Source organism: Ruegeria sp. O6, from assembly GCF_056535045.1.
Genome location: NZ_JBQERM010000004.1, coordinates 219,921 through 233,921, shown reverse-complemented (window position 1 = coordinate 233,921; position 14,001 = coordinate 219,921). Strand labels below are relative to the sequence as shown.

At 60.0% G+C, this 14,001-nt stretch carries 12 protein-coding genes; 10 read left to right on the top strand and 2 right to left on the bottom strand.

Translation table 11 applies throughout. The features are described 5' to 3' along the window. Positions 1–166 precede the first annotated feature (166 nt). Positions 167–2,560 carry an ATP-dependent helicase gene (locus tag ACR0DY_RS07905; protein ID WP_480545754.1) on the top strand — a complete coding sequence of 798 codons (2,394 nt, stop codon included), beginning with the start codon at positions 167–169 and terminating at the stop codon, positions 2,558–2,560. A gap of 4 nt (positions 2,561–2,564) precedes the next feature. On the opposite strand, the gene ACR0DY_RS07900 is transcribed toward ACR0DY_RS07905, so the two are convergent. Together ACR0DY_RS07900 and ACR0DY_RS07895 are read right to left on the bottom strand one after the other, a co-directional pair. After that, positions 2,565–2,783, bottom strand: a complete 219-nt coding sequence (locus ACR0DY_RS07900; RefSeq protein WP_480537411.1) for a DUF1330 domain-containing protein — start codon at positions 2,781–2,783, stop codon at positions 2,565–2,567. 441 nt (positions 2,784–3,224) lie between these two features. Then, on the bottom strand, positions 3,225–3,449 hold the full coding sequence (locus ACR0DY_RS07895) for a DUF1127 domain-containing protein (protein WP_480481881.1): 225 nt from the start codon (positions 3,447–3,449) through the stop codon (positions 3,225–3,227). 889 nt (positions 3,450–4,338) lie between these two features. Here ACR0DY_RS07895 and mraZ point away from each other — a divergent pair. Genes mraZ through murD form a run of 9 tightly spaced genes read left to right on the top strand, consistent with a single transcriptional unit; the run spans position 4,339 to position 13,956 of the window. Then, positions 4,339–4,842 carry a division/cell wall cluster transcriptional repressor MraZ gene (mraZ, locus tag ACR0DY_RS07890; protein ID WP_209504537.1) on the top strand — a complete coding sequence of 168 codons (504 nt, stop codon included), beginning with the start codon at positions 4,339–4,341 and terminating at the stop codon, positions 4,840–4,842. Positions 4,843–4,846: 4 nt separating this feature from the next. Further along, positions 4,847–5,839: a 16S rRNA (cytosine(1402)-N(4))-methyltransferase RsmH gene (gene rsmH / locus ACR0DY_RS07885; RefSeq protein WP_480486300.1), complete on the top strand. Its 993-nt coding sequence runs from the start codon at positions 4,847–4,849 to the stop codon at positions 5,837–5,839. Then, positions 5,836–6,204, top strand: coding sequence for a cell division protein FtsL (gene ftsL, locus ACR0DY_RS07880; RefSeq protein ID WP_209504535.1), 369 nt, complete (start codon positions 5,836–5,838; stop codon positions 6,202–6,204). Before rsmH ends, ftsL begins: the two co-directional genes overlap by 4 nt. Beyond that, positions 6,201–7,988 (top strand): peptidoglycan D,D-transpeptidase FtsI family protein, encoded by a 1,788-nt coding sequence (locus ACR0DY_RS07875; protein WP_480486299.1) that lies wholly within the window; start codon positions 6,201–6,203, stop codon positions 7,986–7,988. Before ftsL ends, ACR0DY_RS07875 begins: the two co-directional genes overlap by 4 nt. A 22-nt stretch (positions 7,989–8,010) precedes the next feature. After that, positions 8,011–9,510, top strand: coding sequence for a UDP-N-acetylmuramoyl-L-alanyl-D-glutamate--2,6-diaminopimelate ligase (locus tag ACR0DY_RS07870; protein WP_480481877.1), 1,500 nt, complete (start codon positions 8,011–8,013; stop codon positions 9,508–9,510). After that, positions 9,507–10,901, top strand: a complete 1,395-nt coding sequence (locus ACR0DY_RS07865) for a UDP-N-acetylmuramoyl-tripeptide--D-alanyl-D-alanine ligase (RefSeq protein WP_480537416.1) — start codon at positions 9,507–9,509, stop codon at positions 10,899–10,901. Before ACR0DY_RS07870 ends, ACR0DY_RS07865 begins: the two co-directional genes overlap by 4 nt. Before the next feature lie 36 nt (positions 10,902–10,937). Beyond that, on the top strand, positions 10,938–12,020 hold the full coding sequence (gene mraY, locus ACR0DY_RS07860; protein ID WP_267363338.1) for a phospho-N-acetylmuramoyl-pentapeptide-transferase: 1,083 nt from the start codon (positions 10,938–10,940) through the stop codon (positions 12,018–12,020). Further along, on the top strand, positions 12,017–12,562 hold the full coding sequence (locus tag ACR0DY_RS07855; RefSeq protein WP_480481873.1) for an AAA family ATPase: 546 nt from the start codon (positions 12,017–12,019) through the stop codon (positions 12,560–12,562). Before mraY ends, ACR0DY_RS07855 begins: the two co-directional genes overlap by 4 nt. Further along, positions 12,559–13,956, top strand: a complete 1,398-nt coding sequence (gene murD / locus ACR0DY_RS07850; RefSeq protein ID WP_480481871.1) for a UDP-N-acetylmuramoyl-L-alanine--D-glutamate ligase — start codon at positions 12,559–12,561, stop codon at positions 13,954–13,956. Before ACR0DY_RS07855 ends, murD begins: the two co-directional genes overlap by 4 nt. Positions 13,957–14,001 lie beyond the last annotated feature (45 nt).

Genomic DNA, 14,001 nt, shown 5'->3' with positions numbered 1-14,001 from the left:
CAGCAATGGAACCAGCATCCGGGGCAGGACTTGACAGAGGGTTAACAACCCCACAGGGCAGCGGCATCTTTGTTTAGAATTGAATGCAAAAAGACGTGAAAAAACTCCGCGAACAAGCCGTGAACAAACTCTTTCCCTCGGCCTCCATCCGGCGTAGTTTGGGGTCATGAGCAGTTTTGACGAAATGGACGCCTTCGAAGGCGCATCCCTGTCGGCGCGGGCTATGGCCGTTCGCGACAAGCTTGAATTGGATTTTCTTAATCCAGCGCAACGTGAAGCTGCCGAACGCCTGAAAGGGCCAGTTCTGATCCTAGCAGGGGCGGGTACTGGGAAAACCAGAACACTGATGTCGCGAGTTGCGTTTTTGGTCCGGAACGGATTGGCTCGGCCGAATGAGATACTGGCGGTTACGTTCACCAACAAAGCTGCCCGAGACATGAAGTTACGCCTGTCGGAACTGCCATATCAAGTGAAGCACCCGATACCTTGGATGGGTACTTTTCATTCGATTTGTGCGCAATTGTTGAGACGCCATGCGGAGTTGGTCGATTTAGAAGCAAATTTTACAATTTTGGACGCAGATGACCAGCTGCGTCTTCTCAAGCAATTGCTCAAAGTCAACAATATTGACGAGAAGCGATGGCCACCGCGCAATCTAGCGGGAGTCATTGACGATTGGAAAAACCGTGCGCTGACACCTGATAAAGTTCCTGCATCGGATGCAGGGGCCTATAATAGCAAGGGCATTGAACTCTATGCCCAATACCAGAACCGCCTGCGCGAACTGAATGCAGTGGATTTTGGCGATCTGCTGTTGCACATGATTACTATATTCCGAAATCATGAGGACCTGCAAAAGCGATATCAGCGCTGGTTTAAGTATATTGTGGTCGACGAGTATCAGGATACAAATGTTGCACAGTATTTATGGCTGCGCCTTCTCATCAATGACGAAAGAAACATTTGTGTAGTCGGCGATGACGACCAATCAATCTATGGCTGGCGCGGGGCCGAGGTCGGCAACATCCTGCGGTTCGAAAAGGACTTTCCCGGCGCCTACGTCGTGCGGCTGGAGCAGAACTACCGCTCGACCCCGCATATTCTGGCGGCTGCATCGAACGTCATTCGGGGCAACGAAAGCCGTTTGGGTAAAGAGCTTTGGACCGATGCCAAGGACGGCCACAAGGTCAACCTGATCGGTCATTGGGATGGCGAGGAAGAGGCCCGCTGGATCGGCGAGGAAATCGACGCGATGCAGGGCGGAACGCGCGGTATCCGTCCGATGAACCTTGATGAGATGGCGATTCTCGTCCGCGCCTCGCACCAGATGCGCGCCTTCGAGGACCGGTTCCTGACCATCGGTCTGCCCTACAAGGTGATCGGCGGCCCGCGTTTCTACGAGCGGATGGAGATCCGCGATGCCATGGCCTATTTCCGGCTGGTGGTCAGCCCCGAAGATGATCTGGCGTTCGAGCGGATCGTGAATACGCCAAAACGCGGATTGGGCGATAAGGCGCAGCAGACCATTCAGATTGTGGCGCGTGAGAATGGTGTGCCTCTGGTCGAAGGTGCGCGGATCGCAGTCGACAACGGGCTGATCAAGGGCAAGGGCGGCAAAGCGCTGCGCGAATTGATCGACGGGTTGGTCCGGTGGAATGCGATGACGCGTGGGCCGCGGATCGAGGTGGACGACGATTCGGTGATCGATGACGGTTCGCCCATGCGGTTCGGCGCACCCGAGCATACGCATATCGAACTTGCGCAGATCATCCTCGACGAATCCGGCTACACGGCCCATTGGCAGAACGACAAGACCCCCGAAGCGCCGGGGCGTCTGGAAAACCTCAAGGAACTGGTCAACCAACTGGACAATTTCGAAAACCTGCAAGGGTTTCTGGAACATGTCAGCCTGGTCATGGATAATGAACAGGACGGTGACGGGGCCAAGGTCTCGATCATGACCCTGCACGCGGCCAAGGGGCTGGAGTTTCCCGTCGTCTTCCTGCCGGGGTGGGAAGACGGGCTGTTCCCCTCGCAACGGTCGATGGACGAAACCGGCCTCAAGGGGCTCGAGGAAGAACGCCGTCTGGCCTATGTCGGTATCACCCGCGCCGAAGAGGTTTGTACGATTTCCTTCGCCGCCAACCGGCGGGTATTCGGGCAATGGCAGAACTCGATGCCGTCACGGTTCATTGACGAGTTGCCCGAGGACCATGTCGAGGTGCTGACACCTCCGGGCCTTTATGGCGGTGGGCATCAGACGGCAGGCATAGAAACCCGCGCGGCCGAAGCCAACGTCTATAACTCGCCGGGTTGGAGACGGTTGCAGGCGCGGCAGGGCCAATATGGCATGTCGCAACCCCGCGAAAGCCGCAACACGGTGATCGACGCCACCGCACTGGCCAGTTTCACGCTGGGCGAACGGGTGTTTCACCAGAAATTCGGCTACGGCGCGGTGATCGGGATAGAAGGTGACAAGGTCGAGGTCGATTTCGACAAGGCGGGCATCAAGAAAGTGGTCTCGCGTTTTCTGACCAACAAGGATGACGTCCCGTTCTGAGGCGTCATATCCCGTCGACCAGAACCAGATTGGTGGTTGCGGTGGCCTTTCGGATCTTCGCCAGTTCGATGTAATCCGGGTCGTCCTTCCAGGATTTCGCTGCTGCAAGATCCGGAAACTCCATCAACACAATCCCGCCTTCGGGCCAATCGCCTTCAATCCGTTCGACCGGTTTGGATGAGACCGTCAGCAGGCGACCGCCGTGGCGGTCGAAGATCGGCATGAAACCTGCCAGATGCCCTGATATCCGTCCGGGTCGTGAATGTTGATCTGCGCAATGAAATAGGCGGCCATGGCGTCCTCCGCATCAGATGTCAGGACGCCATCCTACACCAGTGTCCGAAAAACAAAAAACGGCGGTTCCCAGGGAGGAGGAGAGGGAACCGCCGTCTTGTCAACATCAGAGCAGGGAGGAGGAGAGCCCTGATGTATGCGAGCCCGGGTTTGAACCCGGTATGAGGAAGACGCGGCGATGTCAGGGAGGAGGAAGACATCGCCGCGCGCTTTCAACATCAAGGCAGGGAGGAGGACGCCCCGATGTATCCGTGTCCGGCGGGTTGAGGCCGGTATAAGGTGCGGCAACGTCAGGGAGGAGGAAGACGTTGCCGCTGATTACAGACCCTAAGGGAGGAGGAAGGGCCTGATCTCAGTATGCGTGTTGCGCTTATCGCGCGGTTTGTTCGTTTGCCGCCTGCATGGCAACGCGGCGGATCATCGAGCGGTGCAGGCCAAGATCGGCCAGCTCGCGGTTCGACAGAGCGGACAATTCATTGACGGTCTGGCGGTACAGACGATAGCGTACGAACCGGGTCTTTGCGTTTTCCAGAACTGCGCCAAAACCGAACGCCGGTGCGTTCTTTACTGCTGTATGCGTGCTTGCGACTGCCATGCTCATCATCCGTATCTTTTTGTCTTGCCGGTATCGTCCGGCCCTTGCTTGAGATTGAAGATAGGCAAATGCTGCAATTGCACAATAGGTCACGACATCAATGCTGCTATGCAGCAAATGCATAGATTGGCTCAGTTTTTTCTTCTTGCCGCGATGCGCCTTGAAAATATGGGGTCGACCCTAGGTTAGCTTTGTCGGCGGCATCTGGCCCTTCCCGATGGCCTGCCTTTGAATTGAGCGCACTCTGCGGAAAATTGGGCAAAACATGTCCGTTCCGATGTTGACAAGGCTTGGGTGAATCGCGCGTGGGAAATCATGGGGCGATGTGGTCGCGTGGGGGAGATTGCTGGAAAACGACCCGAAATTCTGAACGATTCGAAGGGCTGATTGTGCATTTGAGGCCAATATTTCCAGTCCAAAAGAAAATCCGGCAAAATTCTTGGGAAATTGCGGGAAAAATTTAAGCTGAAAAATTCTCCTATATATAGGGGTTGCTTTTTCATCATCCGCTAAAACTGGTGTCACGGGCCTCGAGTCCTTCAATTATATTCCGCTCTGGCCGTGTTCCGCATGACACGCTGCGCAAAATTCCTATTGATTTCCATGAAATCCCATGTCATCCCTAATACATCCGATGAGGACGAGGCAGCAGGGGCACCAAACGACCCCGACCAAAAATATTCAGGTTTCATACAGGCATCTCGCTTTCATCAACCAAGAGATCCGGCGCGCGGGCGAGCAGACATCCCCCCAGGTGGCGCGCGCAGCTGGACATCCCGCAAAGCGGGTCAATGCGGCGGGTTGATCAGTGGCAGCAGATCAACCCGCCGTTTTTCATCCGGGGGGAACGTGAATTCAAGGTGGGGCGCAAGCGAAAGGGACAGTCGTCTTGGCGCGCAGGTTTAGAGGTGAAAGCCACCATAAGGTGGATACGAAGGGCAGGGTGTCGATCCCGGCCTCGTTTCGCCGTGTGCTTGAATCGTCCGATCCCAACTGGCAGCCCGGTGACAACCCCGAACTGGTGATTGTCTATGGTGACCACCGCCGCAAGTTCCTTGAATGTTATACCATGCAGGCGATTGACGAGGTTGACGCCAAGATCGATGCCCTGCCGCGCGGCTCGATGCAGCGGCGGATGTTGCAGCGCATGTTCCATGGTCAGTCCTTCCCGACCAACGTGGACGAAACCGGGCGCCTTGTGCTGCCCGCCAAGCTGCGCAGCAAGATCGGTCTGGAAGGCGAGGCGTTCTTTATCGCCGCAGGCGACACCTTTCAGATCTGGAAGCCCGAGACCTACGAGGTCGAGGAACTGGCCAAGACCGAAGAATGGATGGATGATCTGCCGGACGATTTTGATCCGATGCAGTTCCTAGACGGCACCGGGGATGCGTAACGGCATGGCCGGCGCTGCGTCCTCATCTGAAAAACCACATATCCCCGTTCTGCTGCGCCCCTTGCTGGCTGCGGTTGCGCCGGTCACGGGCATCTGGCTGGACGGCACGTTTGGCGCGGGCGGCTATACGCGCGGGCTGTTGGAGGCCGGGGCAGACAAGGTAATCGGTGTAGACCGTGACCCGCTGGCCTTTGAAATGGCGGCAGATTGGGCGCAGGATTACGGCGACCGGCTGGTGATGCAGCCCGGCGTATTCTCGCGCATGGACGAATACGCGCAGGATCTGGATGGCGTTGTGCTGGATCTTGGCGTGTCCTCGATGCAGCTGGATCAGGCCGAGCGCGGGTTTTCCTTCATGAAGGACGGTCCGCTGGATATGCGGATGAGCCAGCAAGGCGAAAGCGCCGCCGATCTGGTAAACACAGCGACCGAGGCGCAACTGGCCGATATCCTGTTCCACTATGGCGAAGAACGCGCCAGCCGCCGGATTGCCAAGGCGATTGTCCGGGCGCGAACCGAGGCGCCGATCACAACCACCCTGCGTCTGGCCGAGATTGTCGAATCCTGTCTGCCGCGCCCGAAACCGGGGCAATCGCATCCCGCAACGCGCAGTTTTCAGGGTCTGCGGATCGCGGTGAATGCCGAATATGAAGAGCTGTTTCAGGGCCTTATGGCCGCCGAACGTACGCTGAAACCCGGTGGGCAGCTGGCCGTTGTCACCTTCCATTCCATCGAAGACCGGATGGTCAAACGGTTCTTTCAGTCGCGCGCGGGCAAAACAGGGCGTGCGAACCGCTATGCGCCCGAGATGGAACAGGACCAGCCGCAATTCACGCTGAAGACCCGCAAGGCCGTAGGACCCGACGAACAGGAATTGCAGGAAAACCCGCGCGCGCGCTCGGCCAAGCTGCGTGTCGTGATCCGCACCGATGCTCCGGCGGGGGAAATTGAGGCCCGCGCCATTGGAATGCCTCAACTTGGGGGAAGGGCAAGATGAAGAGTGTTTTGTATGTGTTGACTGCTCTGTCCGTGTTCGGATTGGCGCTTTGGGCCTATCAGGAGAATTATCGCACCCAACAGGTGGTGAAGGAAACGCAATCCCTGCAACGCGAGATCGGCATGGCGCAGGTGCGGCTGGCGGTCCTGAACGCCGAATGGGCTTATTTGAACCGCCCCGACCGGCTGCGAGAGCTGGCGGACCTGAATTTTGAACGCCTTGGTCTGCTGCCTCTGCGGGCCGAACAGTTCGGGCGCGCCGATCAGATTGCCTTTGCCGAAGACCCGGACCTGCCCATCGTTGACCCGATTGAATTGCAGGCCATCACCGACATTCAGGCATTGGGCGAGGTGCAGATCCCATGACACGCACGCCCCTTCGTCCACTGGCCCGTATCCTTGACGCCCGCGCCCGTGGCGAAAACCCAAAGGCGATCGAACGTGAAAACATCCGCAAGCGCCACGAAGACATGAAAGACCGCGCCCGCGCCCGCGCCGAAGGGCGTCTGCTGGTGCTGGGGCTGTTCTTCTTCTGCGCATTCTCGGTGGTTGGCGTCCGCATGGGCATGTTGGCAACGTCCGAGGTGCAGGAGCCACTGGCCAATGCGCCGGGGGCCGCGATTGCTATGCAGCGCGCCAATATCGTCGACCGCGAAGGGCGCATTCTGGCCACCAATCTGGATACCTATTCCGTCTACGCGCAGCCGCCACTGATGATCGATCCGATTGCGGCAGCAGATCAGCTGGTCGCGATCTTCCCCGATCTGGATAAAGAGCGTCTGGTCAAGGATTTCACTGGCAAGCGCAAGTTCCTGTGGATCAAGAAACGCATTTCGCCCGAACAGAAACAGGCCGTGCACGACATCGGTGATCCCGGCATCCTGTTTGGCCCGCGCGAGATGCGCCTCTATCCCAACGGCAAGTTGGCCGCGCACATCCTGGGCGGCTCCGGTTTTGGCCGCGAGGGCGTCAGCGCCGCCGAGGTGATCGGTGTGGCCGGGGTGGAAAAGCAGTTTGACGACTATCTGCGCGACCCGGCCAATGGCAACAAGCCGCTGCAACTGTCGCTGGACCTGACCATTCAGGCCGCGGTCGAACAGGTGCTCTATGGCGGTATGAAGATCATGAACGCCAAGGGCGCATCCGCGGTTCTGATGAATGCGCATACGGGCGAGGTTTTATCCGCCGCCTCGCTGCCCTCATTCGATCCCAATGATCGTCCGCGCCCGCCGACCTCGGGGTTTGATCCCTCGGACAGCCCGCTGTTCAACCGCTATGTGCAGGGTGTGTACGAGCTGGGATCGGTCTTCAAGATTTTCACCGCCGCGCAGGCGGTTGAACTTGGGCTGGTAAACTCGAACACCATCATCGATACATCCGGCCCGATGAAGATCGGGCGCTTCCCGATCGGAGAGTTCAACGGCAAGAATTACGGCAAGATCAGCGTGGCGGATGTGATCGTCCACAGTTCGAACCGTGGCACCGGGCGTCTGGCGTTGCAGATCGGCGCGCAGCGGCAGCAGGATTTTCTGAATGCGCTTGGCATGTTCGACCCGACCCCGTTCGAGATTGTCGAGGCCACGGGCGGTGTGCCGCTGAAGCCAAAGAAATGGGGCGAGCTGAGCACTGTGACCATTTCCTACGGCCACGGCCTGTCAACCAGCCCGATGCACCTTGCAGCGGGATATGCGGCGATCGCCAATGGTGGGCACTATGTCAGCCCGACCATCCTGCGCCAGAACGGTCCACAATATGGCCCCCGCGTGATGTCGCAGGGAACCGCGCGTCAGGCGCAGAAAATGCTGCGCAAGGTGGTGACGGATGGCACCGCCAGCTTTGGCGAGGTGAAAGGGTATGACGTGGCTGGCAAGACCGGCACGGCAGACAAGCCCAAGCCACGCGGCGGGTATTACGAAGACAAGGTCATCGCCACTTTCGCAACGATCTTCCCGGCCTACGATCCGAAATATGTGCTGATCGTCACGCTGGATGAACCCTCAATCGTGGCATACGGCGAAAAACGCCGCACCGCAGGCTGGACCGCGGTGCCAGTAGCTGCCGAACTTATCGGTCGCGTGGCACCTCTGCTGGGCTTGCGTCCCCGGCTTGAGCCTGAGGCGGGCGCTGCTATAACGCTGACCTCAAACTAGGCTGTCCGGCAAGAGGTGGGTCATGGGCACAAGGACAAAGAAACTCAGCCAGCTGGCCCTGACCGCGCGAGGCGGGGTTAACCCCGAGATCACCGGTCTGGCCGTTGACAGCCGCGAGGTGAAAGACGGTTTCCTGTTTGCAGCCCTTCCCGGCACGCGGGTTCATGGCGGCACGTTCATTCAATACGCCCTGCGCATGGGGGCCGCCGCCATCCTGACAGATGCCGAAGGGGCGAAAATCGCAGCAGCTGATCTTGCGGCGTCGGACGCGGCGCTGGTGGTTGTCGAAGACCCGCGTCAGGCACTGGCCGGGGCCGCCGCCCTATGGTTCGGTGCGATGCCGCAGACGATTGTCGCGGTCACGGGAACCAACGGAAAAACCTCAGTTGCCACCTTTGTGCGCCAGATCTGGACCGAACTGGGCCATGCCGCCGTCAACCTTGGGACAACCGGTGTCGAAGGGGCATGGACCGCACCGCTGGCCCATACCACGCCCGAGCCAATCACCCTGCATCGCTGTCTGGCGGAAGCCGCCGAAAACGGTGTGACCCACGCCGCGATGGAGGCCTCGTCCCACGGCCTCGAACAGCGCCGCCTGGATGGCGTGCACCTGACCGCTGCCGGGTTTTCGAACTTCACGCAGGACCATCTGGATTACCACGAGACTTTTGAAGCGTATTTCGCAGCCAAGGCTGGGTTGTTCGACCGGGTTCTGCCGCAGGATGGCACCGCGGTCATCAATCTGAGCGATCCCAAGGGGTCTCGGGTCCGCCGGATCGCCCAGGCGCGCGGTCAATCGGTGCTGACCGTCGGGTTGGGCGACGCCGATCTGTGCCTGATCAACCAGCGGTTCGATGCCACCGGGCAGGATCTGCGATTTGCGTGGCAGGGCCGGACCTTCCAGACACGCCTGAACCTGATCGGAGGGTTCCAGGCCGAAAACATCCTGCTGGCTTGCGGGCTGGTGATTGCCGCGGGCGACAGCCCCGAACGGGTTTTTGAAACGCTGCCGCATCTGACCACCGTGCGCGGGCGTATGCAGCTGGCCGCAACCCGCGAAAACGGCGCGACGGTTTTTGTGGATTACGCGCACACCCCCGACGCCGTGGCCACCGCTCTCAAGGCGCTGCGTCCGCATGTGATGGGTCGTTTGATCGCCATTGTCGGCGCGGGCGGCGACCGCGATGCCACGAAACGCCCGCTGATGGGAAAGGCAGCTGCCAACCACGCAGATATGGTTTTCGTCACCGACGACAACCCACGCAGCGAAGACCCCGCCGCCATACGCGCCGCTGTCATGGCAGGTGCGCTCGAGGCAGCGGGCGACGTCAGCGTGACCGAGGTCGGCGACCGCGCCGAAGCCATTCTGCGCGGCATCGATGCCCTGCAACCCGGCGACGCACTGCTGATTGCGGGCAAGGGCCACGAAACCGGGCAGGTCGTCGGCGATCAGGTGCTGCCCTTCGATGATGCCGAACAGGCCAGCATTTCCGTCGCCGCGCTGGACGGGAGGGTCGCATGACGCTCTGGACAGCATCCGAGGCTGCTCAGGCAACGGGTGGACGGGTCACAACGGACTGGACCGCTGATGGTGTCTCCATCGACACGCGCACCCTTCAACCCGGTGATCTGTTTGTTGCGCTGAAAGCGGCGCGGGACGGGCATGAGTTCGTGGCCCAAGCGCTTGAGAAAGGCGCGGGCGCGGCTTTGGTCTCGCATATTCCCGACAACGTATCGCCAGACGCACCACTGCTGATCGTTGATGATGTGCAGGCGGCGCTCGAGGCTTTGGGGCAGGCAGCACGCGCCAGAACGAATGCACGTGTGGTAGGGGTGACCGGCAGTGTCGGTAAGACGTCGACCAAGGAAATGCTGGCCGTGATCCTTGAAACGCAAGGCAAAACCCATGCCAGCGTGGCCAGTTACAACAACCACTGGGGCGTTCCGCTGACCCTTGCACGGATGCCGCGCGACACTGAATTCGCGGTGATCGAGATTGGCATGAACCATCCGGGCGAGATTGCCCCGCTGGCCCGACAGGCCCGCCCGCATGTGGCGCTGGTTACAACCGTGGCGGCGGTGCATCTGGAAGCCTTCGAGTCAGTCGCTGGCATCGCCCATGAAAAAGCAGCGATCTTTGAAGGGCTCGAACCCGGAGGCGCGGCAATCGTCAACGCGGATATCGAGCACGCGGACATCCTGCGCCAAACGGCGCTTGGGCAGGGGGCCGGGATCGTGGATTTCGGCCAAGGCGCAACGGATTACCGGCTGACCGACGTTCAGCAGGGGGCGAACACCGTGACTGCCGAAGCTGCCGTTGGTGATCAGGTACTCCGCTTTGCGGTGAACTCTGCCGGTACGCATTTCGCCATGAACGCGCTGGGGGCCTTGGCTGCCTGCGTGGAACTGGGTGTCGATCTGGATGACGCTATCGCGGGGCTGCGTGCATGGTCCCCGGTCAAGGGGCGCGGTGTACGGGAAAGCATTCTTCTGCCCGGCGGCGGGCAGATCGAACTGCTGGATGACAGCTATAACGCCAACCCGACCTCGATGGAGGCCGCGCTGGACGTGCTCGCCGCCTCACAAGGCAAACGCCGCATCGCCTTTCTGGGCGATATGAAAGAGCTCGGCACGCAGGAAGAGGCGATGCACGCCGCCATGGCCGATGCCAATGCGATGGCGCATGTCGATCAGGTGCATTGTATCGGCCCGTTGATGCGGGCACTGCACCACGCGCTGCCTCCGGCGAAACGCGGCCTCTGGTCTGAAACCAGCACCGAGATGGCCGAACGGTTGCCTTCGCTGGTCAGGGACGGCGATACTGTGCTGGCCAAGGGCTCTCTCAGCATGGGATTGGCCTCGATTGTTGACGGTCTGCGCAAAATGGGGCAAGGGGGCGCGCTTGATGGGTGATCACGCCCATGCGCCTCGTGTGAGAAAGGTATTGTCATGCTGTACTGGTTGACCGCCCTGTCGGATGGCGGGGATTTCTGGAACCTCTTCCGGTATATCACCTTCCGCGCAGGCGGTGCCTTCATGACGGCACTGATCTTTGGGTTCATCTTCGGAAAACCGCTGATCAACGTACTGCGCAGAAAGCAGGGCAAGGGCCAGCCGATCCGCAATGATGGCCCCGAGGGGCATTTTTCCAAGGCAGGCACGCCAACAATGGGCGGTTTGCTGATTGTCGGGGCTCTTGTGACCTCGACCCTTGTCTGGGCGCGTCTGGATAACCCTTATGTCTGGATGGTGCTTTTCGTGACCCTGTCTTATGCGGCCATCGGATTCGCGGATGACTATGCCAAGGTGTCGAAACAGAACACCAAGGGCGTACCGGGGCGGATGCGCCTCGCATTGGGCGTGATTATTGCCGTGCTGGCTTCGCTTTGGGCGACGTTGCACCACCCCGAAGCGTTGCAGAACCAGCTGGCCGTGCCGGTGTTCAAGGACACGCTGGTCAATCTGGGCATCTTCTATATTCCGTTTGCGATTGTCGTGATCGTAGGGGCTGCCAACGCAGTAAACCTGACCGACGGTCTGGACGGGCTGGCCATCATGCCAGCGATGATCGCCGCCTCGACGCTGGGCGTGATTGCCTATGCGGTGGGCCGCGTCGACTTTACCGAATATCTCGACGTGCATTACGTGCCGGGCACCGGTGAGATCTTTATCTTTACCTCAGCGCTCTTTGGTGCGGGTCTGGGGTTCCTTTGGTACAACGCCCCCCCGGCGGCGGTCTTCATGGGCGACACCGGATCGCTGGCGCTGGGCGGCGCGCTGGGCGCCATTGCCGTTGCCACCAAGCACGAGCTGGTTCTGGCCGTCGTCGGCGGGCTGTTCGTGGTCGAGGCGCTGAGCGTGATCATTCAGGTCCTCTACTTCAAACGCACCGGCAAACGGGTCTTCCTGATGGCCCCGATCCATCACCATTATGAGAAAAAAGGCTGGGCCGAGCCGACCATCGTCATCCGCTTCTGGATCATCTCGCTGATCCTGGCGATGATCGGTCTTGCAACGCTGAAGGTGCGGTGACCAACCGCCGAATTGTTTTGTCAGGATGTTCCAGCGGAGGTAAGTCAACCCTGCTGCAGGAAATGGCGAAACGTGGCTACGCAACGGTTCCTGAACCTGGTCGACGTGTGGTCAGGGCCGAGCAGGATAGCGGTGGGAACGCGTTACCGTGGAATGACCCCGAGGCGTTTTGCAGAAAGGTGATCGGCACGGCTTTTGACGACATGGCCCATGCTCCAGCTGGTCTGGTTCTGTTTGACAGGTCGGCGCTGGATGCTCTGATCTGGTTCGAGCGCACGGGCACAAATCTTGAAAATGCACTGCGTGATAAGATTCTGCGGCTTGACTATGATTGCCGGGTGTTCCTGTTTCCACCATGGCCTGAAATCTATGTTCAGGACAGCGAGCGACAGCATGATCTGTCTGACGCTCTTGCGGAATATGAAGCTTTGTGCGACCGCTTACCGAAACTTGGTTTCCAGACAGTCCTTGTCCCGAAACGGCCCGTGGTCGAGCGGGCAGACTGGCTTGAAGCGCAGCTAGGCAAAGGACACATGAAATGATCCCGGTCAAAGGCTTTTCAGGGCAGAAAGTTGCGGTTCTGGGATTGGGCCGGTCCGGTCTTGCAACCGCACGCGCCTTGCGCGCAGGCGGGGCGGAACCGGTCTGCTGGGATGACAACCCCACAGCCCGCGCCAACGCCGAGGGCGAAGGGTTCTCCTGTGCCGACCTGCGCAAACAGGGGGCGTTTGACACCATTGCCACGCTCATCGTTTCACCGGGCATTCCGCATCTTTATCCCGAACCCAACCCCGTGGTTGCCGCAGCTTTGGATGCAGGCGTGCCGGTCGACAATGATATCGGCCTGTTCTTCCGCTCTTTTGCGGGGCCGGAATGGAGCAACTATGACACTCCGCCACGGGTCATCGCGGTCACCGGCTCGAACGGGAAATCCACCACCGCGGCGCTGATCCATCACATCCTGACCGAGGCCGGGCGCGAGGCGCAGTTGGCCGGAAATATAGGGCGCGGTGTTTTGGATATCGATCCGGGTGGCGATGGCTCGGTCGTGGTGCTGGAACTTTCCAGCTATCAGACGGAACTGGCCCGTGCGCTGACCCCGGATGTGGCGGTGTTCACCAACCTTTCGCCAGATCACCTGGATCGCCACGGTGGCATGGGCGGATACTTCGCGGCCAAACGAAGGTTGTTTGCCGAAGGCGGCCCGGACCGCGCGATCGTTGGCATCGATGAAACCGAAGGCGCCTTTCTGGCTGGCCAGCTGGCCGAAGGGCCGGCGGATGATCGGGTGATCCGTATCTCGGTAACGCGAAAGCTGACGGGGCCGGGATGGCAGGTCTTTGCGCGCAAGGGGTTTTTGTCGGAATACCGCAAGGGGCGGCAGGCCGGGTCCATCGACCTGCGCGCGATCAAGGGCCTTCCCGGTGCCCATAACCACCAGAACGCCTGCGCGGCTTATGCGGCCTGCCGGTCGCTGGGCCTTGCGCCACGCGTGATCGAAGACGCGCTGCACTCGTTCCCGGGCCTGCCCCACCGCAGCCAGATCATCGCCGAGGCCGACGGGGTTACCTATGTCAACGACTCCAAGGCGACCAATGTCGACAGCGCCCTGAAAGCGCTTATGGCGTTCAAAAAGATCCGATGGATCTGTGGCGGCCTTGAAAAGGAAGGCGGTGTCGCAGCCCTGAACGCAGCAGCGGATCAGGTGATCAAAGCCTATGTTATCGGTCGTGAGGCGGCGGGCTTTGCGATGCAACTGACGTCCGACGCACAGGTTTGTACCACGATGGAGGCGGCAGTGGCGCAGGCCATGGCGGATGCACAGGCGGGCGAGACCGTTCTGCTGGCCCCGGCAGCAGCAAGTTTCGATCAATATGACAATTTCGAACAGCGTGGCGACGATTTCACAGCGCAGGTGCAAAAACGGCTGGGCTAACACCGCACCTGCAACAGCCTGCCGGTAGATGTGGACATTTTTCAG